Here is a 23,375-nt window from a genome sequence, read left to right on the forward strand (position 1 = left end):
ATAGGATAGAAAAAACTATTTAAATAAATAGTGGGGTAAACTTTAAATTTTTATTAAATTATTAAATGAGATTCCACGTCATCGTCTTTCGGTAACCTCACTTCAAATATTGTTCTTATTACATTACTTTCTGCAGAAATCGTCCCATTATGCTGTTCCACAATATTTTTCGCAATAAATAACCCAAGGCCCGTACTATCCTGCTGTTGAGTTCTTGCTTTGTCTCCTGTATAAAACATATCAAAAAGATACGGTAAATCTTCCTTTGGAATGCTATCTCCATAATTAATAATTTGTACAACAACTTTTCCATTATCAATATACCCGTTGATATCAACAAATTGTCCATCATATCCGTAGCGAATTGCATTCGTTAAAAGATTTTCAAATACTCTTGCTAATAATTTCCCATCTCCATTAATAGTTAAGTGAGGATTCACATTCATTCTGGCTACTAAGTCTTGTTTCTCTAATAACGGATATAATTCTTCATCTAACTGTATAAGTAATTCACTTATATCAATTGGTCTCTTTTCCAGCTTCAGCATGCCATAGTTCATTCTTGTTATTTCAAATAATTCATCAATCAAGCTCTCAAGTCGTTGAGATTTCGTAAAAGCAATAGTAGAAAAATGTTTAATTTGTTCCCTCGTCAAATTCTCATCTTTAAGAATTAAATCTAAATAACCCAAAACAGATGTTAATGGTGTTCTTAAATCGTGAGCCAGATTGACAACTAACTGATCTTTACTGCTTTCTGCAAAATCTCCTCTTGCTACCGCTTCTTTTAACTTTTCACTTGCTAGGTTAATTTCGTGTGCGATATCCCCAAACTCGTCATTCGATGAAATAAGAACTCGGTTTGTAAAATCACCGTTAGCAAGATGATGAATCCCATTAGAGATTTCATGAAAATACTTCAAATATGGTCTGGTAAGAAAGAAGAAAAACAAAATAGATAAAGGAATAAATATAATTAAAAAGAAATTAATGTCTCCAATTTCTCTTATCGTTGAACGGAATTGAGCTAAAGGATCCTCATAACGAACCACTTTTTTATAGTAGAGTTGTAGCCCTTTGTAGATCATATACGTTACGCTACCAGCTAGTATCATACTTAACGCAAATAGTGCGATCATTTTTGAACGAAAGCTTCTTATCATTTTAGTCATTGAAAGTATAACCTACCCCCCAAACCGTTTTTATCAATTTATTCTTTCTTTTATCTTCTCCAAGTTTTTTCCTTAAGGTACGTATATGTACCATTACTGTGTTTCTACCTTCGTAATAATCTTCTGCCCATACTTGTTGAAAGATATTTTCCACACTGTATACTTTCTTCGGATGACTTGCTAATAAATATAAAATATCAAATTCCTTTGGAGTTAATTCAATTGGTTCTTCATATACACTAACTGTCCGTTGTTCAGGATAAATGACTACTCCACCAATTTCTAAAACTGATTTATTGTCCTCTGCTTTCGGTTGATTTAACATTAAAAATCGGCGTAATTGCGCATTTACACGGGCAACTAATTCAATCGGAGTGAAAGGTTTCGTCATATAATCATCTGCACCTATTACAAGTCCTGTCACCTTATCAAAATCAGATGTTTTTGCACTTAAAAAAATGATGGGCATATGATATTGTGCACGAATTTGACGCGTTACTTCATAACCGTCCATTTTAGGCATCATAATATCTAAAATCACCAAATCAATTGGTTGAGAGTGAATAACACGAATAGCTTCTTTTCCATCAGCTACTTTAATAACATGGTAGTCTTCTTTTTCTAAATGTATCGCAATTAAATCAGCAACTTCTATCTCATCGTCAGCTATTAAAATTGAAATTCGATTCATTTTACTCCACTCCTATATCATTTCGTTTCTATTCTATTAGCGCTCTAAAAAATTTGCTCATTATATATTTTCATACACCCGATTTTATACTAGTCCACTCTGCTTTTACAATAGGGAGATACAGTCGAGATACGTGTAAAACTAGATCATAGTACTAGGGAATCTGACTTCCAGTTTAGTGATCTCATCATAAATGCCCTTCAGCTTAAGATATTTTAATACCCAAAAGTACTTAAAAACCTTTATTTTTTCTAAACAAGCTAGATTAGAAAGGATGGCGCTTTTTATCTGTCTGTTTCTATATCTGACGAGATCTTGCTAGAAATATTAGTTTTGTGCAACGAACCAATAAGTATCAAGCAAATGTATGAATGAACCAATTTGTTTTGAGTATAGACGGGAAATGGCTGTCGGCAAGCATTTGATAGTTAAGTAAGCAACATGCACGATTCTGGAACAACACATTTAAGGGATTAAAAACAACTTACAGATCCTTATTCTACAGAAAATAAAAATAAATCCATAAAAAAAGTCTAATCAAAATAGATTCGTTACTTTTTAAATGAATATTTAGTTTTATAAAAAAGTTTAATCAAAACACATTTAGAATTCTTTAATTGAAAAGATAAAGCATCGCATCTTTTTATAAATGTAGTGTAGTGCCGAAAACAGCTGTTCTTTACCGTTTAAAACACTTACAGGGGTCACAACATATGCCATCAAGCTAGTGAAAAGAAATACCCCAAAACAGTAAAATTGACATCTCCGGAGTAAAAATGTACAAAATTATTGCTTTTCTAGCTTGAGAGAGAGATGGCGGGAACACATATAATATAAAAAAGGATGACTATCTGTATGTTAAAATATAACAGGGAGGAGGATTATGAATATAAAAAAGATTGTGATTTCTATTATAACTCTATTTGCTTTCATTTTCTTTGCTACTATAGTGAGTTTTTTATATTTTTCTTCTGCAAGTAAAGGGGACAAAGTTATACAAGAATACATAAAAGACAAATACGGCATTGATGTTATCGTAACAAAACAGGGCGACATAAATGAAGCGAATTTAGGACACACTTGGCACACGGTTCAAGTAAAAGATAACAAGAACATTCAGTTTCGTGTAGAAGTGACCGGTTTCTTTTTTTCTACAATAATAGGTGATGAATATGAATATGGTAGAAAGACATATGAAGCGTATAAAGAATTTAAACCTCTTTTAAAAGAAATTGAAACGTTAGGATACACCACAGTATCTGATGAAAATGTAATTCAATATATTATTGATGATAGTGAGATTAAGAATGAGGGCATTAATTTTGAAGATAGAAAGATTGATGAAGAAAGACCAACAAATGAATTGCTATTAACTTTAAAAGCGATCCCTAAGATTGATTATAGTCAATTTGAAACTAAAGAACTCGAACGACTATTTGCTCTCTTACAACTTGTTCAAGGCAATAACAAACAAATAACAAAAATTGAAATACTTGATAGCAAAGATAAGTCGCATGGATTGCATTTAGAAAATATACAGCAAATCACATCGAAAGACCAATTGTTATCTGTAATGAAAAATGTCTCAGAAGAGTACTGGACATATTTAATTCGTACACAGATCCATGACAAAATCAAAGAAGTTGAAAATGGACATGTAGCGTTCAAAAAAATTTCCTGTACTCATATAGAAAATGGAGAATGCAAAGTTTACGAAGCTACTTTAGAATTTAAAAATAACTCGTTGCAATATAAGAAAAATCCACAGTTAATCGACGACATCTATAAAGTAGTTTCTTTATTGCAAGCAGAAAAACCTAACAAAACAATTAGTATGGAGCTTATCAATACGGGAAAATCATTCTATGCAAAACATTTTCCTTTTGACACATTGCAAACAAGAGAGGATATTGAAGCCATTGTAAAAAAATATTTAGTTGAAGATCCGTATAAAAATTAAAGTTTTTAAATTTTGTTCTTAGAAATACAAAAAGAAGCCATTTTGAAAATAGATTAATCAAAATAGCTTCTTTTTTCCTCTATACTGAATAAAATCCTCATGATGAGTACTTACTCGCTCTCCATATTCGTCTGACAGTTCTTTTTGTTCTTCATCGCTTATTCTTTTTTCAACACACGTTATCTCTTTATCATGTCTTGGAGTAATATTTCCTTCCCCTTCTACAAAAGGTGATAAGACCCCTGCGGTAAGATTTTGCATGCCCTCACTGACTTTTTTATAACTTTTCGCAAACTTCGCCAATTCTTGCATATCTTCAGGACTTAACTTTTCAACCGCACTTACTACTTCGCTTTTATTTCCTTTTTCGAATGCTTCTAACACACTCTGAATCTTACTGTGCGTCTTCAATAGATTCACCTCCCTTATATGTTTTCTTGTTTTTCAATTCATACCATATTGTTATTCATATAATATATAACGACTTACTAAAAACAAAATACAACACAAAGAATTATTTCGACAAATCAAAAATTAAAGGACTAGATTAATTACAATCCAGCCCCTAAACTTGTTCTTACTGCTTTATTTCTGTTTGAAATATCGAATTGTTTGAAATGATTCCGTATCAAATAATTGGACCTTATCTTTGTCAAAGTACCGAATTGTATACGGTATTTCTTTTCTTGCGTCCTCTAGCAATTGACCACCTTCATATGCTTCTTTAATATGAAGAGCTAACTTATATCCATTAATATTATAATCCCAAGTACCTTTGAAGTAATCTGTTTTATTCGGATACGTACCTTTCACATAACACTCAAATGTTCCATCTTCCTTCAATATAAGAGAAACAGTGAGATTACCATCTTTTTCAAAACCCCAAGTACCTACTAATTCTTTACCGTCTTTTGACAAGTTCTTTCTTACTGTTGTCAAATCTATTCCGGCTGCTTTATCCAAATCATTTAAGTCCTTTGCAGATATAGTACCGTCCCCTATTTTTACTTCACCTGCAATATTGTTAAAGAATTTATCCCAATACTTATCAGCTTCATACATTTCGTCTTTTGCTTTGTCCGCAAGACTCTTATCTCGTTTAGAGTAAGCTTCTTTGCAAAGTTTAAATGCTTTTTCAAAATGACCCATTGATTTTTCAACGTTCTCTTGCGTTTCTTTATATTCACTCGGAGCTTCAATTGCTAAAAACTTATCTACTACTTTTTGAAGTTCATCTAGTTTTTTATAAAACTCCTCTTTTTCTTTACTACTTTTATTCTCTTTTGCTGCTAACTTTGTAAAGTCCGCAAATATTTTGTTAAACTCCTTACATAAATCAGCTATCTTTTTTGGGTAATCCTCTTTTGAAACCTTTTCCTTTTTGATTGACCGTTGTGTTTCGGCAGTTTTATTCTGTTTTTCTGTTGATACTTTATTTACCCCACAACCACCTAATAACATTAAAGGAATCACAACTGCTAATGCTTTTTTCATTTTCATGTTTCGTTCATACCCCTTTTCTACTGTATGAAATGTTAGAACGAACCATTACTCTTTTTCGTATTTAACGTCTTCTCAAAAGAAGTCCCCATCTTCAAGCACGTAACGAGCAAGAAGTGCACCTCAATTGTTAGGCACAGCTTAACTGATTTGTAAGAACTACCAACTGTTCATATGATGAATCCGTTTCACATCTGACATCTTCACTTGCTTATACGATTCAGATGGATTTTAGATCTTTTTCGTTTAGTAATTCTAACAATGAGGCTGTCCCATAAGTCAGGGTAATTTTAAAAAAGAACTATTGAAAAGGGAAAGAAACATCTATTAAATACTTCCTTTGAGTTGAATTAGCTAAGTACGTTCATATGATTTGACTAATTTTAAAATTCAACCATTAAACGTGGACAAATATACAGTCAGTTAAAATCGTGCAGAATAGATTTACATCGAAAACTATTGATCAATTTGACTCATAAAATTGTATAATCATCAAAATATTGATCAATACTTTGCAATTTTTCTACTTTAAAATTTGTAATAGCAAAAGAAGTACCATCTAACTCTAACTTTTCATCTAAAATAATTATGTTACTATCTTTATCAATAAGAATAAATGAATAAACACCCTCAATAGTGGCTGTTACTTTCCCTAAAGCTTTTTTATTCAGCCATATAGACAACCCTGCAAACAAGGTAGCAGTCACAATTACTTTACGATCTATAAATTCAACATTTATATAGTCTGGTCCGTCAACATCAAATAGCTCCACGTAGTCACATTCTGAACCCCTATACACTTCCATAAAATAACAAATAAAACTACTTATAAATTTTTCTTTGTTATTCAAATTCCCCATTATTTCAGTACTTTCGTTCAGTATAAATTCTTCCAATTTTTCGCTCTTAAATAATACATCATGTACTCCCATAACTTTTCCTCCTACAGAAGGTATATATATATAAATCCAACTTGACTTTCCAACACACAAGTCGCCGCCATGCTGAACAAAACATAACCTGCTATTTTTCTCTCTCTTTGTTTGAACTTCGCATATGGCAGGAAAAGGCTCTGACCGCTTCTATGCATGGCCAGATGCTCTCGCCCACCTAAAAAGAGGGGTTTTATGTCGGTTTTTAATTTGTATTTATATATTTTATCTCCCTTATTATAATATAGTGAAATAAAAGGTACATTCCGCTTAATCGTTTTTTATATTTATGAACAAAAAAGATAGACGAAGTAGAAGATTCTACTACTCTATCTTTTTTTGTATTATGAATTATTTAGCCTTAAATTCAATGACTTGAGTTTCATTTATTTTTCTATCATTCAATTTCTAAATCCACAATTAAATATGCAAAAATTACAACAAAATAAATACTTACTCCAGGAGCTGTTAATACATGACCTGCTATAAACGCAATACCTAAACTTAATGCTAGCGAGGTTGCTAATAATCCGTATTTTACTGTAAATACCTCTCTAAACCTAGTTATTAGCACGAAAAGAATTTTTACACCAAAGTATAAAAATGGAATTAAAAGTAGAGCAAAACCGATAATTCCAAATGCATAGAACCAATCATGGAAATCTCTTTCAATTAGCTTCGGACCCGGATTCTCTTTGAAATTTCCAGCATATCCCATGCCTAATAATTTTTGAGGTGTTGGAGCTTCTGTATAGTAGTCTTTATACGTTTTCTCAAATACCTCACGTCCACTGAAAATAAGCGCTTGTGTTTCCTCTTTCTTCTTTATTTCTTTTTCCTCTTGTGTAACAGGAGGTTTATGGTGTTGTTTACCTTCTTTCTTTTCCTCTGCCTCTTTCATCTCTTGTTTATTCTCAAGAAATTGGAAATGAAACCCCATATTTTTGAGGAATGGAGAAAACGGTGTATACGCTAATACTCCAGCAAAAACAACAGTTGCAATGATACCGTTCAGTAAATATGGTTTCTTTTTTCTATCTTTACGCTGTAAAAATGCTTGAACATAACACATAAACACAGCAACAATTATTGTACCAAAAATGGCCCCAACTCCCACCTTTGTACCAATAGAAAATAATGACAAAATCATTAAAAGAGAAGGAATCCAAAAATAACTCTTTGCTATACTTGTTGTTTTTTCAATTGAGTATAGAACAACAATTGGGCATACCACTGCTAAAATGGAACCTAATTCATTCCCTGCATAGAACCAACCGCGTGAACCGATTTTCATAGACGTGTAACTATTATAATCCGTTCCTGTTGCAATCGAAATAACCATGATTGCATTTATAATTAATGTTGAATATACGATATAAATACGCATTTTTGAATACGTATTTATTTTATTTTTTAATGATTTAAACACAAAGATGTAACAAGTAAGCATAATGAGTGGGTATAAAGATTTTGCTATAAATTTAATTTCTTCCCCCAATATGATAGGGCTTTTGACAAATTTATTATTTACAAAACCTGCCGCACAAACAATCCCAACTACTATTAAGTATATGATATATTTACGATTCTCTTTTTCTCTTGCTTGAAGCAAAATATAGATTCCACCAAGAGCCATTACAAATAAACGCGTAATAACTCCAATTGTTGTATCAATTTTTAAAACCATAATACAGAATGATGTGAGTAAATCTAAAATCGGTTGTAACATAATGAAAATCAATAAAAAATTTTCAAATTTATTACTTAAACTATTATTCTCTAACATCCCAAACCCCCATAATTATCATATCTCACTTTATACAACTTACAATAAACCTTTCACTCGTCTCAAATACTCATTATAAGTAAACATTAAGTAACTCCAAAATATACAATAACAGTTGATTTTGGAGTTATTTTTTGTTTGCTTCACTTTTTTTCGGTACTCTGCAACTAGATGGTAAATTCATTGACTCGGGCACAACAACCATATACTACCATTATTTATACTATTTTTCCAATTTCATTTGTATTTAACATAAGTGCCACAAAACAACTCAATCCTTTAGAAAGCCAGTTAATGTCTTTTATGACTGGTTTGCACGTAGGCGAACCGAAACAAGCCGTTGAATTGTGGATATTAGGCGTGAATAATCGAAGCGGTGCTGTTCAATATGCGATGTTGTCCCCTTCGCTTCAGAAAGAATCAAGGATAAAATTTGAGCAAACTCACTGGGTGACAGGTCAGTCAAGCCCTTGGGTTAGTAATTTTCGTTTTACCAAAGTAGAAAAGCTTAGCGAATCCAGAATGCGGTATACCGTTAAATATGATTTAGAGATCTCATATGCAGATTTTGGTAGTGGGCAGAAGATTATAACCGTGGAAAAGAATCTAGAACCATTTAGAGAGTATTGGTTTATTTCATCAATAACAACGAAATATAATCAATGGGAAGCATTTACCCCAGCCGAGACAGTTTTAAAATAGAGCATTGCAGTTTCTCCTTTTTGATAAAAAATTAAATAAAGGGTAAAGTTTGTGAATAAATTCACTTAAACAAACGTGTGCGTTAATAAAAATAGAAAACAAATCGGACCACTGTGTAATGATAATAAAGTTTTTTAATTTCTACGCTATAAACACGCATAACACCGTCCGAACAATCGAACGATGTTTAGAATAATTGTTTAATTTTATTTATCCTTCTCTAATTTTTAAAAAATCAGCAACAATAAAGTTTTTTAATAAGTTAAGTATTCTTCTGCAATAGTGGAACAATTGGATGAAATTTTATTTTTTAAAATTAATTTAAAAAAGTAGTTCTCCATGATAATTCTAAGTATAAATAATATTGTAAGTAGGTTTGATAACTCCATTAGAATACTGTTTCATGTCCACTAACTTTAATTTAAGACGTGGTTTTACGCTACCAAATAGAGAAATACCTTCACCGACTATAATTGGATTAACCTTTAATACTAATTGATCAATAAGTTTATGTTTAAACAACGACCCAGCCAATTCTCCGCCTCCACACAACCAAATTTTACCGTTATATTGTTTTTTGAGGTTCTTAATAAACCCTATAGCATCTCCTTTAATAAGTTCAACTTCCTCGTTTGCCTCAAACTGTATGGAGTTTGAAAATATGTAATGTTTTATGCCCTTATATCCAGGTTCACCAGGTTTAGCACCGAATTGAAACCCAAACTCATATGTTTTCCCCCCCATCAACACGGCATCGTATTCCTGAATATCTGCTAAAAAGTCTGGGACATGATCCCCCTCAAATAAAAAGAGAGAATTATTAATATTTCCTTCTATCATACCTTGATCCGCAATAAAATTGTCCAGTGAAACCGCAACATGATAAATCAATTCAGCCATTCAGTCATTCCTCCAAGATAATGAATTGCCTAATTAATTCTATGAAACCAGCTTAATTTCCTTTATGTATTAATCAAACTGCTCAGTTAACTGAATAAACTTTATTTCGTTAATTGAATACCATCACTGACATTTTTAAATAACTTTATTGTAAATGTAACGACTCCTTTGGAAATTCAACAATTTTATTGTCATTTTACAACCACAACATTTTAGATATGTCTAAAATGTTGTGATCCTTTTAATATCAAACGATACACTTACCTAACCTAAAGATAACTTTTAAGGCTCTTTTATATATATTTCATTCAAATACCATAACCCAATATCTTTCTCCCGTTTCTCCTTCTTCAACAACTTTCTTCCAACCTTTATTTTCATAGAATTTCATTGCTTTTTCATTTTTAGATACGCACTTCAATCTTAACGGTTTATTCATTTTTTCTATGGAGGCATGAATCAACGCTCCACCAACACCCTTACCGAAAAAATTAGGATGAACAAATAAATTATGTATAAAGTTTTCTGGCAAATATAAAGAAGCAAATCCAAGAATACGATTATTCTCTTCTGCTAAAATAATAAATTCTCCTACAGTATCCTTATCAAAATCTTCTAGAGTCATTTCCTCTATATCCGCCCAATGGAAACTTTTACGACGTGATTCTAAATATATCAACCTTAAAGCAGGGTAATCTAAATTATTTGCTACTCTAATATTCAAATTTCCACTCTCACTTTCTTTTACATAATGAATTCAATTTTTAATTTTATTCAGTTCTTTTAAAACAAAATTTTCTCGATGTATCCACCAATTACGTTCACATTGATTAATGATTTTTTCATTTTGATTAATCGCATCATTAAGCCTCACCCATTGTGGTGTAAATTCTTGTTCAAGCTCATAGTCTTCTAATTTTTGAGTGGTTTTCTCACCATCCACTTCACAAAAATAATAATGTGATGTCATTTGAAATATAGCATTTTCATCATATTCATCTATATATCTTTCAACGACCACACCCATTTTATTTCTAATTGCACAGTTAAGATAGCCTGTCTCTTCAGCTACCTCTCTCATTAATCCTTCTGCATGGCTTTCATTCTTTTCAATTCCACCTCCAGGAAATATATAATCCCCCAAGTTAGAATGAACGAGAAGAATCTTATTGTTTTGAATAATAATAGCTCTAACAGCTTCTCTGTAGTTGATCTTAACTTTGTTTTCATCAATAATTTCTGAAATTCCTAATAATGCATTCAAAATCTAAATACCTCCATCCGTTAACAATTGCCAAACATTTTTATAAAGTAACTTCAAACCCGTCCACATACACCGCACTTCCCGAAATCTCAACTTCTAAAATACCATTCCATTCTTTTCTCACCACTACTCTCACTCGTCCATCTTTCCCCATTTCGTGCCCTTGCTCTATTAAGAACTCTTTTTCCTCTTTACATTCCTTATCGATAAACGTAACGTAATATGCCCCCATAACGCCGGAAGCTGTGCCCGTTACTGGGTCTTCTATTGTACCCGCATATGCTGATGAAAAATGACGTGCATGCATGTGAGCATTTGAGTCGTATGTTTCGAAACAGAAAGGGTGAACCGAAGCCCGGGGCATTTCTTTTAAGATAGATGGGAATAACTTGTTGTTAGGTTTCATCTCTTTAAACGACGCAAGCTTTTTCACTGGAACTAATAGAGTCCAATTCCCTGTACTTCCATATACAATTGGTAAGTTTTCTTCTAAATCATTCTCATGTAAACCTATGGAAGCAGCTAACTCTTCTCTTGAACCATCAAACTTTTGAAACTGTGGATTTGCTTGTTTCATCATTATGTATGGTCTTCTATCAGAATTTAGCTTCACTTGTATTGGTAAAATTCCTGCTTTCGTTTCAATTGTAAAGTTTCCTGTCTCTTTTATGAAGCCTCTAGTTTGCAATGCGTAAATGGCAGCTACAGTTCCGTGACCACAAAGATCCATTTCATACCCTGGCGTAAAATAACGAATTCTCCAATCCGCTACGCTTGATTGCATTAAAAAGGCAGTCTCGTTAAATCCTACTTTATAAGTTATATTTTGCATCTCATCATCTGTTAATTTGTCAGCATGTAAAACAACTCCTGCTGGATTTCCCTTATTTGTTTTATTGCTAAATGCATCATAATGATAAACTTTTACTGTATGCAATGGATTCATCCCTTCGTCACATAAGATTCAAAAAATTTATTACTTCAAACTTCCCATATATACTAATCCATTAGAGCGGTTGCCATTCATCGTCACATATTCTACTTTTTCATATTCTAACTGCTGAAAATTGCTTGTCCATTCTTTTACTCGTTCCTCATGATGATGACGTAAAACTGCACCATCAGCTAACTCAAATACACCGTACAAATTCATGAATTGATTTTGTTTCAACTCAAGTAACGTTCTTCCATATCCACATCCATAATCTAATATGGCCGCTTCTTTGTTCACATATTTTGAAAACCAATCAAATTGAAAAGGTGTAGTAAATTGTTTTTCATTCGCTACTTCATTCCAGTATTCTTTTTGGTGATTCATCTCTTGCATTCCCTTCATTATTATGTAATATAGACGCTTCTATTTTTTTCATCTTGTTGAGAATGTTTAATCCTATCATAATTATCATTAAATATTTTATCTAATAATTTCAATTTCTTGTTGTTAAAAATCTCATTAATTATACGAATCTTTTTATTCTCATCGGTGTTTTTAAAATGTATATCATTGTTTTCTATAGGTTTTCCAACAGATAAAATGGTACTTGAATGATTTTCGTAATATTGACAGTATCAATCATTTGTAATTCCCATATAAATAATTGAAATACACTACGCATAGAGGTGAGATTATGAATGCTTCTTCATTTTACTCTATTGTAATCATAATTACTGCGTTGGTCTTATGGTGGAGAACTAGGGCAATGTATCGTCCAATTAAAGGAAATGGAATCCGTCTTCTTTTACCCATATTATTTCTACTATTACCTAGTCTTTTCACAATTCTGAATCCAAATGCACATGCCGCTGCCTGGGAATGGATTTGTGCAGTTATCTTTGGATTCCTTTTGTCAATTCCACTTATTTGGACCACTAACTATGAACTCCGATCAGATCAGCATATTTATGCTGTAAGAAACAAGAGCTTTATCATTACCTTTCTTATCGTATTTATTGTCCGATTTTTATTTCGTGATTATTTAAAATGGCTAGGTCCAGAAACAGAAGTAGCACTATTTATGACTGTAGCGCTGGGATATATCTTACCTTGGAGGATTATCTCTTTCATTAAATTTCGTCAACTATACAAAAATCGAATCCGAACTAACGATAACATTGACTTCCGATAACACTGATTCTGGAAATGAAAAGTCCCAGAATCAGTGTTATCGCTTGGCTTGTTAGGAAGAAATATCACTTATAAAAAATCATTTACACTTTCTATGTTAATTGAATATTGTATTTTTCTAATAAATCTTTAAAAGCGGGTCTTTCATTTCCATTTCGTCCAATAACATGTGTGGCAGTCACTAATGAGTTCAAAACAGCCTCTTCAGTAGCCTCGCCAATAGCTCGAAATGCTAAATCTATATCTTCTTCATGAATCATTGGAACCGAAATGCAATGTGCAGTTTTTTCATGGGATATTTTTGTAGCTGTTGAAAAACCAATTACCACCTCACCACTTCCAGTTGTAATGATAGAACCAGTACGTGATAAGCCTGTTATAGTTCTTTTTATAATCCGGTTTAGCTGCCTTTCTGATACGGGAAGATCTGTTCCAACAATTATAATAATTGAACCCTTATCTTGTTCCTCACGTGACTGAAGAATAGCATCTCTCAATTCTTCTCCAACAGCTTTTCCATTCACTTTTAAATCACTCAAGATTCCAAAGTTAGACAACACTAAAACACCCATCGTATAAGTTCCATGTTCCATTCTCATTAATCTGGAGGCAGTACCAATACCACCTTTTAATGAATAACACAGCATTCCAGTACCTGCTCCAACAGTGCCTTCTTGAACTTCGGATGAGGCATTGTTTAATGCTTGAATAACATGTTCTTTAGTTATAAATCTAGCTCGAACATCGTTTAATAGCATGTCGTTGCATTCACATACGATTGGATTAACAGTCCCAGTCGTTCGTCCTATTTCTGGATTATGTTCTAGCATATATTCAATTAATGCATCTGCAGCTGTTCCGATACTTAATGTATTCGTTAAAATTATGGGAGATTCTAATGTACCTAACTCATTGATTTGTATGGTCCCCATAGTCTTGCCAAACCCATTAATTACATAGCTTGAGGCAATTAGTTTTTCCTTAAATATATTGCCTTGATGAGGAAGAATAGCTGTGACACCTGTTTGTATATCCTTATCACTAAGAGTTACATGCCCAACAGTAACTCCTTCAACATCTGTAATAGAGTTATAGTAGCCTGTTTCTAAGCGTCCTATTTTCACACCATAATCTCTTATTCTTTTTTGACTAAACATAAATAAGCCTCCATTTTTCCAAACAAATGTGTTCAAATCAGATTATAGTTGGTTCTATTTTTACGAAAAATATTCTTTAGGACAGACCCTAAAGAAACTTGTTGCTAATTCTTTCAATAAAGAAGGTATGTCCAAACCACAAAAAAAATAACGAAGCAACACATTCCACACCGCTAATCCACTATATAGAAACAACGATTGAACATTTCCTTTTATTGTTATTCATCTTATAATATATAAAAATCCTCTCATTCCAGGAATGATATAAACTACAATTGAATAGCTACATGAGACTGTATTCATAAAAAGAACATATTTACAACACGTGACACCTTTTTAATGTATAAGTAAAAAATATAAATCATTCATCTATTCATTTTTGAAAAAATACTTTGAGGAGAAATTTATATATGACATATAAACGTAATCGATTACTGTACGCAATGATGACCATCATTGTAATTGTATTAGGACTATGCTCAAGAAAAATTGCTCATGTGTTACCACATATTTTGAATACATACTTAGGAGATACCCTGTGGGCGTTAATGATTTTTATTAGTTTTGGATTTATTTTTAAAAGCGTTCAAACAAAAGTTATTGCGTTACTTGCCATATCGTTTTGTTATATCATTGAGTTCAGCCAATTGTATCATGCTGGTTGGATTGATCATATTCGCGAAACAACTTTAGGTGGATTGATATTAGGTTATGGCTTTTTATGGAGTGACTTATTGGCTTATGCGATAGGCATTGGAATAGGTGTGATAAGCGAAATGTTATTTGTATGGATTCGAAAACCTAGCAATCTCAATTAAACTAGCTTCTAGAATCGAATTCTTACACATAGCCAATACGTAAAAACTTAGAGTTTCTATGTATTGGCCCATATTTCTTGAAAACATCCATTACTTGTCTATCGCTCATTAATCTCGTTTTTTGTTATGTTTTTGTACCAAAACTCCTTTTTCGATAGATAAAAAGTCAAATTCGGCTACAAAACCTTTTCCTTGTGGACTACAAGCATATACTCCGCATTGAAATACTTGTCCCTCAGTATCCTCCATTAATCTCGCAATACGTAGTTGAGTCCACTCGCGTTCCATCAGTTCACTTATTGAAAATGTTTTATCTTCTTCAACTTCCAAAAATTCGACGATATAATCTCCAGATTCCCTACGAATACGAAAATATAAATCTAATAGCCCCTGAGTATAATTTTGAGTAGACCAATCTGAGTATCCGTGATTTGTAACAACTGCTCCAAGTTTACATGAACCATTTGGTTCGTATTCAATAGATGTTTTGATCCAACAATCTTTAGAAAAGCGAACCATTAGTCCCGCTTGATCATATTGATGCACAGGGTATGATCGTACTCTAGTCGTAATAATGACATCCTCATTCATCTCTGTATAAAGAAAATGCCCATTGTCAATAGCAAAACCATAGTGAGTTTTTTGCCAATAATCAGTCATCTCATTAGGTTCAATGATAAGGCCAGCATTTTCCTTTTTTATGTTCCAATTCTCTGGTTGACAATACCACTTTAAATCCGAATGAATCGTATCACTTCGAAACGATTCATATAATGCTAATGAATTCATCTAATATATCCCCCTAAATTCTTCTCAATTATTACCATAATAATAATTTTATCAAATATTCCAATAAACATAAAATGTCTCATAATTTCTTTCTTGTTCTTCTACTCATGCCCATCAACTTAAGGATGGAAATAAACTGAACTTTCGTGTAGCTAAGTTCAAACGTTCTTAAAAATGAAATGAAAGGAACTACGCTTCTTCTTCACAATATTTCTTCCTTTTTTCTCTCCAAGTGATATATACAATACATGAAACGGCTACAATGATTGGAATCGCGATAAAAGAACCGATGAAAGGATAAGCTGCAAGACAAAGTATACAAGCTATCACAGCTAACACCTTACCCAAGACATTTGTAATCAACTTAACTCCAGCTGCTGTGCCAACAACATAAGTGGCGATTGCTAATGAGTTAGGAATAAATACTAACTGTTCTAATCCAATGTCAAAGATAAAACTTAACAATAAACCCATTGCTGCAATCGATCCTACTAATAAAACCGCACGACTAGGGGTTAAATATTTTTCGTTAATGTGATCCAACCATGACGGTGCTAGGTGTTCATGAGATAAGGAATAACCTAACCGACTCATACTCGCAATAAACGCGTTGTTTGTGCCTAAACATATAATAAAAGCGAGAATTGCTGTTACCCAGACACCATTTACCCCTGCAACTTTTTCCACAACTTGGGCTAGTGCTGCATTATTCATAGCCTGATTAACAGTTTGTTCTCCTGTTGAATAGGATTCCGTACCAATCACAGCCAAAATAATACCAAAGTACAAAACACCGATTATAACAATAGCTCCCCATGTAGATCGCATAATGTTTTGTTTTCTTGGGTTTTTAAATTCTGGTGCTAAGCTGGAGATAGCTTCCCATCCAAAAAATGACCAAAAAATAAGCATTGCAGCTTGACCAATTGGAATGAGGCTGTTCTTTGTAATATGGAGTGTTATACTCTCAAGGTTAATAACTGGAAAAGCTAACACTGATGTACTCAATAAAATAAAAAATGTAAGCCCGGCCAAACCTAATTGAACTTTCCCACTTGTTTGTAATCCCACATAGTTTCCGATAACCGCAATGATGAGCAATACGCTTGCAATGACATAGGCAGCAAAATGTGGCAAGTTAAATGCAAAAGCTATGTAAGTCCCACCTGTTAATGAGACAATGATTTGCCCTACACTTCCTGCAATGAAAAAAAACCATCCAGAGAGAGCACCTACATAATGCCCAAAAGCTTTATTTGCAAAAGTCAATATTCCTCCTGAACTTGGGAAATCAATTGAGAGAAAGGCAAATGTACAGGCTAATGGAATACTAAGAAGTATCATCATGGTCCATGAAATTAATGCGTTTGCTCCCGCGATACCAGCTGTCATACCAGGCAATATTAAAATTCCTGATCCTAAAACAGCTCCGACATATAAGGCGATTCCTTGTGGAACTGAAATGGTTTGCTTCAATGATTGTGACAAAATCATCCTCTCCTTACTATTTATGTATAACTGTATTATAGAAGGTTATTTACTTATTTTATATAAACCATTGAATATTTCAGACTGTTGAAACTTTATGTTTTGAATAAATAACAATATAATTATTTACAATTAGGAAAAGGAGAGGATAACTTTGGATAACATTGACCGAAAAATATTAGAACTCCTTCAGGAGGATGGACGAATAACAATTATTCAGTTATCGAAAAAATTGAATCTTAGTCGTCCTAGTGTAAATGAGCGATTACGGCGATTACAAGAAAATGGGGTCATTCAAGGTTTTACAGCACGTATTTCTCATGAGGAAATTGGAAAAAGTACACTTGTAATCATTCAAATAGGAAACTTAAAAATAGAGTGCCACCGATTTGAGGAGATAATTAAAGAGGAAATGGATATTCTAGAGTGTCATAGGGTGACAGGAACAAATAGCTATTTTATGAAGGTAGCAGTCGCTTCAATGAAAGATGTAACAGCCCTCGTAGATCGACTTATTCCTTTCGGACAATTAAACACATCTGTAGTACTTTCATCACCTATTATGTATCGCCCTTTGCTCCCTGTTAATGGTTACTAAGTTTCACTTAAATTGAAAGTCACCACTCTATAGATTCAGTTTTTTATTATTGAACGAACGATTAACAAGTTAAGAAATGTATTTCTCCTCAAAACGAAAAAACTGTTGATATTTTTTAACCAATATTCTACAACTATCCTGCTCCATTAGTTCAATAAAAAGGATGAAATGAAATCCCTTCGCCACTTAAATAAGTTATTTCAGTTCATCTTTTTTATAAACAGTACGACTTTCTTACAAACCGTGCATCTTTGTTTCAAACCGACAATGTAAGCATTTAAGTATTCAAAATGATCCCCATAATGAATAAACCATGCCACCAACAAAAAATGCTAAACCTAAAGCAAAAACAATCAAAGCGAGTATTCCATTTTTATTATTTTCCATAAAATTGTCTCCTTGTAATTTTATATTTGTTTCATTTTTTATACTAAAAAAACCTTTAGTCGTAATTATGGCTAAAGGTTATTATCATCATACTTCTCAGTTTATAAAAGTTTATATTCTCCATTTTAAAATTTAGAAGCATATAGTCCTAACGAATGTTTCTAATTCTAATTAAGATTGATAAATTGCTTAGTGTATATTTTCGTTAAAATGTAGGTGGGACCACATCCAATATTTACTGTTGTGTAGCAACATTTGAGCTCATCCATACACATAAAGCGACTAAATCTTTTGCTTGGTACTTACTAGTTCGCTGCACAAAACCAACATCTCTAGCAAGATCTCGTAAGATATTTGGGGATAAGAAGCTTTGAATTTCTTGAGCAAATAGTTGTAATTCATCAGATACAGAAATAGACATACAAAAACGCCATCCTTCCCTATGATTCTACAGAAAGAATAGCGTATTTTTTCATTTTGGGAGCTTTATAAAATTCTTAAGTTGATGGATGTGTGTCCCCCCTTCCAAGGTATCATTTTCCTCATAAAAGTGTATATTTGCAACCTATTAACATTTGAGAATCGGGTGTAACTAATCGCTTATCAACAACCTTTTCAGAGAAAGAAAAATGCCCCTTTTCTATCAGTTAAAAAATATTCATTTGTAATCAGCCCTTTAAAAATGATAGCAGTGCTTCATTAAATTCTTTGGCATGTGTTGCATTAAACCCATGTGGACCACCCTTTATTAAAGCTACCTTAGAATTAGGAATTGCTTCATGCGTTAGCTTTCCACTATATTCAAATGGAACAGTTGCATCTGAATCACCATGAATAACAAGGGTAGGTATATTAAACTTGGCTAAATCTTCTCTGAAGTCCGTTTTGCTGAAAGCAGCGATACAATCTAGTGTTCCTTTAGGCGATGCACCCGCTGCAATATCCCTATTGTAAAGTCGAAATGGTTCACTGACTAAGTCAGTTCGATCTCCAGCAGTAAAAAATCCTTTCGTAAACTCATCAAGAAATGCTAGGCGATCATTTTTTACTCCATTTTCAAACTCTTGAATTGCTGCATCATCTAATACTCCCTCAGGATGATCTGCTGACTTGTAAAGAAATGGTGGTACAGCTCCTGCAAATACAGCCTTCTCTACTCTATTTGTTCCATAGTTTCCGATATAGCGAGCTACTTCTCCACCACCCATTGAAAATCCGACCAGTGTGACATCTTGGAGATCCATATGCTCTAGTAACAGATGTAAATCAGTAGCAAACGTATCATAGTCATAACCGTTCCATGGCTGAGAAGATTTCCCGAACCCTCGACGGTCATAAGTTATGACTCTGTATCCAGCCTCAACGAGAGCAAGAACTTGGTATTCCCAAGATCGACCACTTAATGGCCAACCGTGAATGAATACTACTGGCTTCCCTGTGCCATGATCCTCATAATATAGCTCAATGGGTGCTTGATTTTCGGTTCCTACAGTAATTTTTGCCATTCTTCTACCTCCAAAAAATATTCTAATATATATCCTTTTCTTCAATAATCCGGATGAATCTCGTAACCTATTTATGCACGTCTATGTTGTGGACTCTAAGCATGAAACTCTATTGTTCCGCTGAATTCATTTTCTGTTTTTGTAACAATTCCCCATCTAATACCTTTTTCATCATGAAATAATTGCTGAACATTCCTCATATTCAATTCTAATAACAAAAATAGGTGACTATCAATATTGTTCTATCTATAGAATGTATAGGTAAAACCAATCAATTTTATGGTAAAAATAACTATAGTTACCATCTATGAAAATTATAGATAATTTAGAATTGATTAATGAATTGGTTTTCAAATACTATAAATTTGTATAGCGCTTCATGTTCTGTGAATGCTGCTATAACTAATATAACGAAACTAGGAATTTATGATAATATTCCACTGTTTAAACTTTCTTCGATTACTTAATTTTTAGGAGGAATACATAATGTCTGATCTCTATTCTCGTATTAACAAAGATGATGCTGTCGTTCTTTTAGTGGATCATCAAACTGGCCTTATGTCCGGACTAGTACGTGACTATGGTGTTAATGAATTCAAGAACAATGTTTTAGCTCTTGCTCACACTACTAAGTTTTTTGATTTACCAGTTATTTTAACAACAAGCTTTGAACACGGACCTAACGGACCTTTAATGCAAGAATTGGTTGATCTATTTCCTCACGCACCAAAAATAGCTCGACCTGGACAAATTAACGCATGGGATAATGATGATTTTGTAAAAGCAATCGAAGAAACTGGAAAAAAACAACTTATCATCGCGGGCGTAGTTACGGATGTTTGCGTTGCTTTCCCGGCACTTTCCGCTATAAAAGCTGGGTATGAAGTATTTGCTGTTACTGATGCTTCAGGAACTTTCAGTAAACAAGTTGCAGATGCTGCCAATACGCGTATGGCACATAGTGGCGTGCAACTTATGAACTGGTTTAGCGTAGCGTGCGAATTACAGCGCGATTGGCGCAACGATGTCGAAGGTTTTGGCAATTTGCTTGCTAGTAATCTTCCAGGTTATCAAAATATAATTGGAAGCTATATAGGAGCTCAGCGAGATCTTAGTAAACAAAATGCATAAATTTAGCGCTGGCTAAATCAGCGCTCCTTTTTAAATTAAGAAGTATAGCAAAGCTTTTATTTTTACGATTACAGCTAAAACTAATAGAAAATATAATTGTTTCAAAAAACTTTATTTGAAACAATTTTAAAAAAGGAGAGTTTTATTATGAGTAATTTAGAATTGTTAACTCCGGAGAACAGTGCATTAATTTTGATCGATTTTCAGCCTCAAATGACTTTTGGAGTTGCAAGCATTGACAGACAAACATTGATTAATAACGTTATGCTGCTTGCTAAATCAGCAAAAACTTTTAACGTACCTACTATTCTTACTACAGTTGAAACACGCAGCTTTTCTGGTTATTTTTGGCCACAAATTCTTGACATATTCCCAAACCATGAAATTATAGAACGTAGTTCAATGAACTCTTGGGAAGATCCAAAATTTGTTGAGGCAGTTAAAGCAACAGGTAGAAAGAAATTAATATTTGCAGCACTTTGGACTGAAGTTTGCCTTGCATTCCCTGTGCTTGAAGCAATTAAAGCTGGCTATGAGGTTTATGCAGTTGATGATGCTTCAGGTGGTACTAGTTTGACAGCACATAACGCTGCTATGCGTCGTGTAGAACAAGCTGGAGCAATTCCAGTGACAGCAATTCAAGTTTTACTTGAATACCAACGTGACTGGGCACGCAAAGACACTTATGATGCTGTTATGGAAATTGTAAAAGAACACACTGGCGCTTATGGTCAAGGCGTGGAATACGCATATACTATGGTACATGGCGCGCTTCCAAGCAGGAAAATATGAAACAAGAAAGAGTAACTGCCGGAGAAACTCATACAAGGAACACGATGAATGCTGGCGGTCCAGTAACAACGATTGTTACATGGGAAATTCAAGAAGGTAGAGAAAAACAGTTTGAAACATGGAGACATGAAATCGAAGCTGCCGCTACTAAATTCCCAGGGCATTTAGGCGTAAATCTAATAGTCCCCAATAACGGATCCAGAGGGTATACTGTTATTTTTCGCTTTGATACGTATGAGCATCTACATACTTGGCAAGAATCAGATATTCGTCGAGATTTGTTAAAAAAGGCAGAACAATTTCAAGCTACTAATCCAACTTACAAAACTGAAAGCAGTTTGGCTTATTGGTTTGTTACTCCTAAAACGCCAGTTCCACCGCCAAAATGGAAAATGTCTATTGTTACCGTTCTTGGTGTATGGCCTCTTAGCATGTTGGTTCCTAAAGTGATAGGACCTATTATAAAAAATATGAATCCTATTATTTCAGCTTTTTTTGTTTCTGTATGTATAGTGTCCTTGCTATCATGGGTAGTAATGCCGATTCTCGGTAAAATATTTCATCCATGGTTACAGAATAATAGGAAGTAGACGAGGTGTGAACATGAATTTACCGGATATGATCTTATATAACGGAAAAATCACTACCCTTGACCCATCTCAACCTGAGGTATCGGCTATCGCCATAACTGAAGGTTTAGTCACTGCAGTAGGTGGAGATGAACTTCTTGATAGTGCCACAGAAAAAACCCAAAAAATAGACCTTAAAAGAAAGAGAGCTATTCCGGGCTTGAATGACTCTCATATACACGTTATTCGTGGCGGTCTTCATTATAATATGGAATTGCGCTGGGAAGGTGTGCCATCACTTGCTATTGCTCTGGAAATGCTTAGAGAGCAGGCAAGGCGTACACCTGCTCCTCAGTGGGTAAGAGTAGTTGGAGGTTGGTCTGAATTTCAATTTAAAGAGAGACGGATGCCAACTTTGGAAGAGATTAATGCTGTTTCTGAATACACGCCTGTCTTTGTGCTACATCTTTACGATAGAGCACTTGTAAATCGTGCAGGGCTGCGTGCACTGGGATACACAAAAGATACTCCAGACCCTCCGGGCTGTTTAATTGAGCGGGATAAACGAGGTAATCCAACGGGTCTTTTAATTGCCAATCCTAACGCTTCTATTCTTTATTCAAGTTTGGGTAGAGCTCCAGTACTTGATTTTGACGACCAGATTAACTCAACTCGCCATTTTATGCGCGAATTAAATAGATTAGGTATCACAAGTGCCATTGACGCAGGTGGTGGATTCCAAAATTATCCTGATGATTACAAAGTTGTTGAACATTTAGCCGAGAAGGATCAATTAACTTTGCGTATTGCGTATAATCTATTTACGCAAAATCCAAATCATGAATATGAAGACTTTGCTTCATGGGCAAAAATTGTTTCTCCGGGTCAAGGAAATGATAAGTATAAAATGAATGGTGCCGGAGAAATGTTAGTATTCTCGGCAGCCGATTTTGAAAAATTTCAAATGCCGCGGCCCGAACTAGCTACGGTGATGGAAGCTGACTTAAAGAAAGTAATTTCTCTATTGGTGGAAAACCGTTGGCCATTCCGTTTACATGCAACTTATGACGAATCAATAACACGTTTCTTAAATGTTTTTGAGGAAGTCA

Annotated in this window: 24 protein-coding genes and 1 pseudogene; 9 read left to right on the forward strand and 16 right to left on the reverse strand. The window is 33.7% G+C overall.

Features of this window, described 5'->3' with window-relative positions; all coding sequences use genetic code 11:
• Positions 1 to 53 precede the first annotated feature (53 nt).
• Together BM350_RS17705 and BM350_RS17710 are read right to left on the reverse strand one after the other, a co-directional pair.
• Positions 54 to 1,172 (reverse strand): HAMP domain-containing sensor histidine kinase, encoded by a 1,119-nt coding sequence (locus BM350_RS17705; protein WP_090917356.1) that lies wholly within the window; start codon positions 1,170 to 1,172, stop codon positions 54 to 56.
• On the reverse strand, positions 1,165 to 1,863 hold the full coding sequence (locus BM350_RS17710; protein ID WP_090917358.1) for a response regulator transcription factor: 699 nt from the start codon (positions 1,861 to 1,863) through the stop codon (positions 1,165 to 1,167). Before BM350_RS17710 ends, BM350_RS17705 begins: the two co-directional genes overlap by 8 nt.
• 883 nt (positions 1,864 to 2,746) lie before the next feature.
• Here BM350_RS17710 and BM350_RS17715 point away from each other — a divergent pair.
• Positions 2,747 to 3,823 carry a hypothetical protein gene (locus BM350_RS17715; RefSeq protein ID WP_090917360.1) on the forward strand — a complete coding sequence of 359 codons (1,077 nt, stop codon included), beginning with the start codon at positions 2,747 to 2,749 and terminating at the stop codon, positions 3,821 to 3,823.
• A 57-nt stretch (positions 3,824 to 3,880) separates the two neighbouring features.
• Here BM350_RS17715 and BM350_RS17720 read toward each other — a convergent pair whose 3' ends face one another.
• The 4 genes from BM350_RS17720 to BM350_RS17735 form a co-directional block, all read right to left on the reverse strand.
• Positions 3,881 to 4,234, reverse strand: coding sequence for a hypothetical protein (locus BM350_RS17720; protein WP_090917362.1), 354 nt, complete (start codon positions 4,232 to 4,234; stop codon positions 3,881 to 3,883).
• 174 nt (positions 4,235 to 4,408) lie between these two features.
• A complete protein-coding gene (locus BM350_RS17725; RefSeq protein ID WP_090917364.1) occupies positions 4,409 to 5,323 on the reverse strand; it encodes a DUF3994 domain-containing protein in 915 nt (304 codons plus the stop codon).
• A gap of 473 nt (positions 5,324 to 5,796) precedes the next feature.
• Positions 5,797 to 6,255, reverse strand: a complete 459-nt coding sequence (locus BM350_RS17730) for a hypothetical protein (protein ID WP_090917366.1) — start codon at positions 6,253 to 6,255, stop codon at positions 5,797 to 5,799.
• A 397-nt stretch (positions 6,256 to 6,652) separates the two neighbouring features.
• Positions 6,653 to 8,041 carry an O-antigen ligase family protein gene (locus BM350_RS17735; RefSeq protein WP_090917368.1) on the reverse strand — a complete coding sequence of 463 codons (1,389 nt, stop codon included), beginning with the start codon at positions 8,039 to 8,041 and terminating at the stop codon, positions 6,653 to 6,655.
• Positions 8,042 to 8,224: 183 nt separating this feature from the next.
• On the opposite strand from BM350_RS17735, the gene BM350_RS17740 reads away from it, so the two are divergent.
• Positions 8,225 to 8,743: a hypothetical protein gene (locus tag BM350_RS17740; protein WP_244548037.1), complete on the forward strand. Its 519-nt coding sequence runs from the start codon at positions 8,225 to 8,227 to the stop codon at positions 8,741 to 8,743.
• 348 nt (positions 8,744 to 9,091) lie between these two features.
• Here BM350_RS17740 and BM350_RS17745 read toward each other — a convergent pair whose 3' ends face one another.
• The 5 genes from BM350_RS17745 to BM350_RS17765 all read right to left on the reverse strand — a co-directional run bounded on the left by BM350_RS17745 (position 9,092) and on the right by BM350_RS17765 (position 12,225).
• Positions 9,092 to 9,643, reverse strand: coding sequence for a dihydrofolate reductase family protein (locus BM350_RS17745; RefSeq protein WP_003202991.1), 552 nt, complete (start codon positions 9,641 to 9,643; stop codon positions 9,092 to 9,094).
• Between the two features lie 304 nt (positions 9,644 to 9,947).
• Positions 9,948 to 10,367 (reverse strand): GNAT family N-acetyltransferase, encoded by a 420-nt coding sequence (locus tag BM350_RS17750; RefSeq protein WP_090917369.1) that lies wholly within the window; start codon positions 10,365 to 10,367, stop codon positions 9,948 to 9,950.
• A gap of 33 nt (positions 10,368 to 10,400) precedes the next feature.
• The gene (locus tag BM350_RS17755) at positions 10,401 to 10,907 is read right to left on the reverse strand and encodes an NUDIX hydrolase (protein WP_090917371.1); all 507 of its coding nucleotides are present in this window, start codon (positions 10,905 to 10,907) and stop codon (positions 10,401 to 10,403) included.
• Between the two features lie 40 nt (positions 10,908 to 10,947).
• Positions 10,948 to 11,844, reverse strand: a complete 897-nt coding sequence (locus BM350_RS17760) for a PhzF family phenazine biosynthesis protein (protein WP_090917402.1) — start codon at positions 11,842 to 11,844, stop codon at positions 10,948 to 10,950.
• Between the two features lie 39 nt (positions 11,845 to 11,883).
• A complete protein-coding gene (locus tag BM350_RS17765) occupies positions 11,884 to 12,225 on the reverse strand; it encodes a class I SAM-dependent methyltransferase (protein WP_090917373.1) in 342 nt (113 codons plus the stop codon).
• A 310-nt stretch (positions 12,226 to 12,535) separates the two neighbouring features.
• Between BM350_RS17765 and BM350_RS17775 the strand changes: the two genes are divergently transcribed.
• Positions 12,536 to 13,033 (forward strand): CcdC protein domain-containing protein, encoded by a 498-nt coding sequence (locus tag BM350_RS17775; protein WP_090917375.1) that lies wholly within the window; start codon positions 12,536 to 12,538, stop codon positions 13,031 to 13,033.
• Between the two features lie 91 nt (positions 13,034 to 13,124).
• On the opposite strand, the gene BM350_RS17780 is transcribed toward BM350_RS17775, so the two are convergent.
• Complete coding sequence (locus BM350_RS17780) at positions 13,125 to 14,189, reverse strand: DmpA family aminopeptidase (protein WP_090917377.1); 1,065 nt, start codon at positions 14,187 to 14,189, stop codon at positions 13,125 to 13,127.
• Between the two features lie 410 nt (positions 14,190 to 14,599).
• Between BM350_RS17780 and BM350_RS17785 the strand changes: the two genes are divergently transcribed.
• Positions 14,600 to 15,007 carry a ribosomal maturation YjgA family protein gene (locus tag BM350_RS17785; protein ID WP_090917379.1) on the forward strand — a complete coding sequence of 136 codons (408 nt, stop codon included), beginning with the start codon at positions 14,600 to 14,602 and terminating at the stop codon, positions 15,005 to 15,007.
• 108 nt (positions 15,008 to 15,115) lie between these two features.
• Here the strand turns inward: BM350_RS17785 and BM350_RS17790 are convergent, their stop codons facing one another.
• Together BM350_RS17790 and BM350_RS17795 are read right to left on the reverse strand one after the other, a co-directional pair.
• Entirely contained in the window at positions 15,116 to 15,796 is a 681-nt protein-coding gene (locus BM350_RS17790) for a DUF1349 domain-containing protein (protein WP_090917380.1), read from the reverse strand.
• A gap of 189 nt (positions 15,797 to 15,985) precedes the next feature.
• Positions 15,986 to 17,290 carry an APC family permease gene (locus BM350_RS17795; RefSeq protein WP_090917382.1) on the reverse strand — a complete coding sequence of 435 codons (1,305 nt, stop codon included), beginning with the start codon at positions 17,288 to 17,290 and terminating at the stop codon, positions 15,986 to 15,988.
• A gap of 148 nt (positions 17,291 to 17,438) precedes the next feature.
• On the opposite strand from BM350_RS17795, the gene BM350_RS17800 reads away from it, so the two are divergent.
• A complete protein-coding gene (locus BM350_RS17800; protein WP_090917384.1) occupies positions 17,439 to 17,882 on the forward strand; it encodes an Lrp/AsnC family transcriptional regulator in 444 nt (147 codons plus the stop codon).
• 634 nt (positions 17,883 to 18,516) lie between these two features.
• On the opposite strand, the pseudogene BM350_RS17810 reads toward BM350_RS17800, so the two are convergent.
• Together BM350_RS17810 and BM350_RS17815 are read right to left on the reverse strand one after the other, a co-directional pair.
• Positions 18,517 to 18,690 (reverse strand): annotated as a pseudogene (locus BM350_RS17810) (IS4 family transposase); the annotation flags it as partial.
• A 247-nt stretch (positions 18,691 to 18,937) separates the two neighbouring features.
• Positions 18,938 to 19,774 carry an alpha/beta fold hydrolase gene (locus tag BM350_RS17815; protein WP_090917390.1) on the reverse strand — a complete coding sequence of 279 codons (837 nt, stop codon included), beginning with the start codon at positions 19,772 to 19,774 and terminating at the stop codon, positions 18,938 to 18,940.
• A 486-nt stretch (positions 19,775 to 20,260) separates the two neighbouring features.
• On the opposite strand from BM350_RS17815, the gene ycaC reads away from it, so the two are divergent.
• From ycaC to BM350_RS17835, 4 genes are all read left to right on the forward strand, one after another.
• Entirely contained in the window at positions 20,261 to 20,905 is a 645-nt protein-coding gene (gene ycaC, locus BM350_RS17820) for an isochorismate family cysteine hydrolase YcaC (protein ID WP_090917392.1), read from the forward strand.
• A 147-nt stretch (positions 20,906 to 21,052) separates the two neighbouring features.
• Entirely contained in the window at positions 21,053 to 21,697 is a 645-nt protein-coding gene (locus tag BM350_RS17825) for a hydrolase (protein ID WP_090948288.1), read from the forward strand.
• Positions 21,694 to 22,287, forward strand: coding sequence for an antibiotic biosynthesis monooxygenase (locus BM350_RS17830; protein WP_090948289.1), 594 nt, complete (start codon positions 21,694 to 21,696; stop codon positions 22,285 to 22,287). Before BM350_RS17825 ends, BM350_RS17830 begins: the two co-directional genes overlap by 4 nt.
• A gap of 13 nt (positions 22,288 to 22,300) precedes the next feature.
• Positions 22,301 to 23,375: amidohydrolase family protein (locus tag BM350_RS17835; RefSeq protein ID WP_139232929.1), on the forward strand; the 1,075-nt coding region annotated here is incomplete at its 3' end.

The sequence above is a fragment of the Bacillus sp. 103mf genome, from assembly GCF_900116295.1.
GTDB classification, from domain to species: domain Bacteria; phylum Bacillota; class Bacilli; order Bacillales; family Bacillaceae_G; genus Bacillus_A; species Bacillus_A bruguierae.

Bases quoted from the DNA above. Each gene is read 5' to 3' on its own strand.
- BM350_RS17780 (WP_090917377.1), bottom strand. From the start codon at position 14,189: ATGTTTAGTCAAAAAAGAATAAGAGATTATGGTGTGAAAATAGGACGC.
- BM350_RS17795 (WP_090917382.1), bottom strand. From the start codon at position 17,290: ATGATTTTGTCACAATCATTGAAGCAAACCATTTCAGTTCCACAAGGA.
- BM350_RS17725 (WP_090917364.1), bottom strand. From the start codon at position 5,323: ATGAAAATGAAAAAAGCATTAGCAGTTGTGATTCCTTTAATGTTATTA.
- BM350_RS17705 (WP_090917356.1), bottom strand. From the start codon at position 1,172: ATGACTAAAATGATAAGAAGCTTTCGTTCAAAAATGATCGCACTATTT.
- BM350_RS17730 (WP_090917366.1), bottom strand. From the start codon at position 6,255: ATGGGAGTACATGATGTATTATTTAAGAGCGAAAAATTGGAAGAATTT.
- BM350_RS17745 (WP_003202991.1), bottom strand. From the start codon at position 9,643: ATGGCTGAATTGATTTATCATGTTGCGGTTTCACTGGACAATTTTATT.
- BM350_RS17735 (WP_090917368.1), bottom strand. From the start codon at position 8,041: ATGTTAGAGAATAATAGTTTAAGTAATAAATTTGAAAATTTTTTATTG.
- BM350_RS17830 (WP_090948289.1), top strand. From the start codon at position 21,694: ATGAAACAAGAAAGAGTAACTGCCGGAGAAACTCATACAAGGAACACG.
- BM350_RS17715 (WP_090917360.1), top strand. From the start codon at position 2,747: ATGAATATAAAAAAGATTGTGATTTCTATTATAACTCTATTTGCTTTC.
- BM350_RS17710 (WP_090917358.1), bottom strand. From the start codon at position 1,863: ATGAATCGAATTTCAATTTTAATAGCTGACGATGAGATAGAAGTTGCT.
- BM350_RS17775 (WP_090917375.1), top strand. From the start codon at position 12,536: ATGAATGCTTCTTCATTTTACTCTATTGTAATCATAATTACTGCGTTG.
- BM350_RS17825 (WP_090948288.1), top strand. From the start codon at position 21,053: ATGAGTAATTTAGAATTGTTAACTCCGGAGAACAGTGCATTAATTTTG.
- BM350_RS17815 (WP_090917390.1), bottom strand. From the start codon at position 19,774: ATGGCAAAAATTACTGTAGGAACCGAAAATCAAGCACCCATTGAGCTA.
- ycaC (WP_090917392.1), top strand. From the start codon at position 20,261: ATGTCTGATCTCTATTCTCGTATTAACAAAGATGATGCTGTCGTTCTT.
- BM350_RS17785 (WP_090917379.1), top strand. From the start codon at position 14,600: ATGACATATAAACGTAATCGATTACTGTACGCAATGATGACCATCATT.
- BM350_RS17765 (WP_090917373.1), bottom strand. From the start codon at position 12,225: ATGAATCACCAAAAAGAATACTGGAATGAAGTAGCGAATGAAAAACAA.
- BM350_RS17790 (WP_090917380.1), bottom strand. From the start codon at position 15,796: ATGAATTCATTAGCATTATATGAATCGTTTCGAAGTGATACGATTCAT.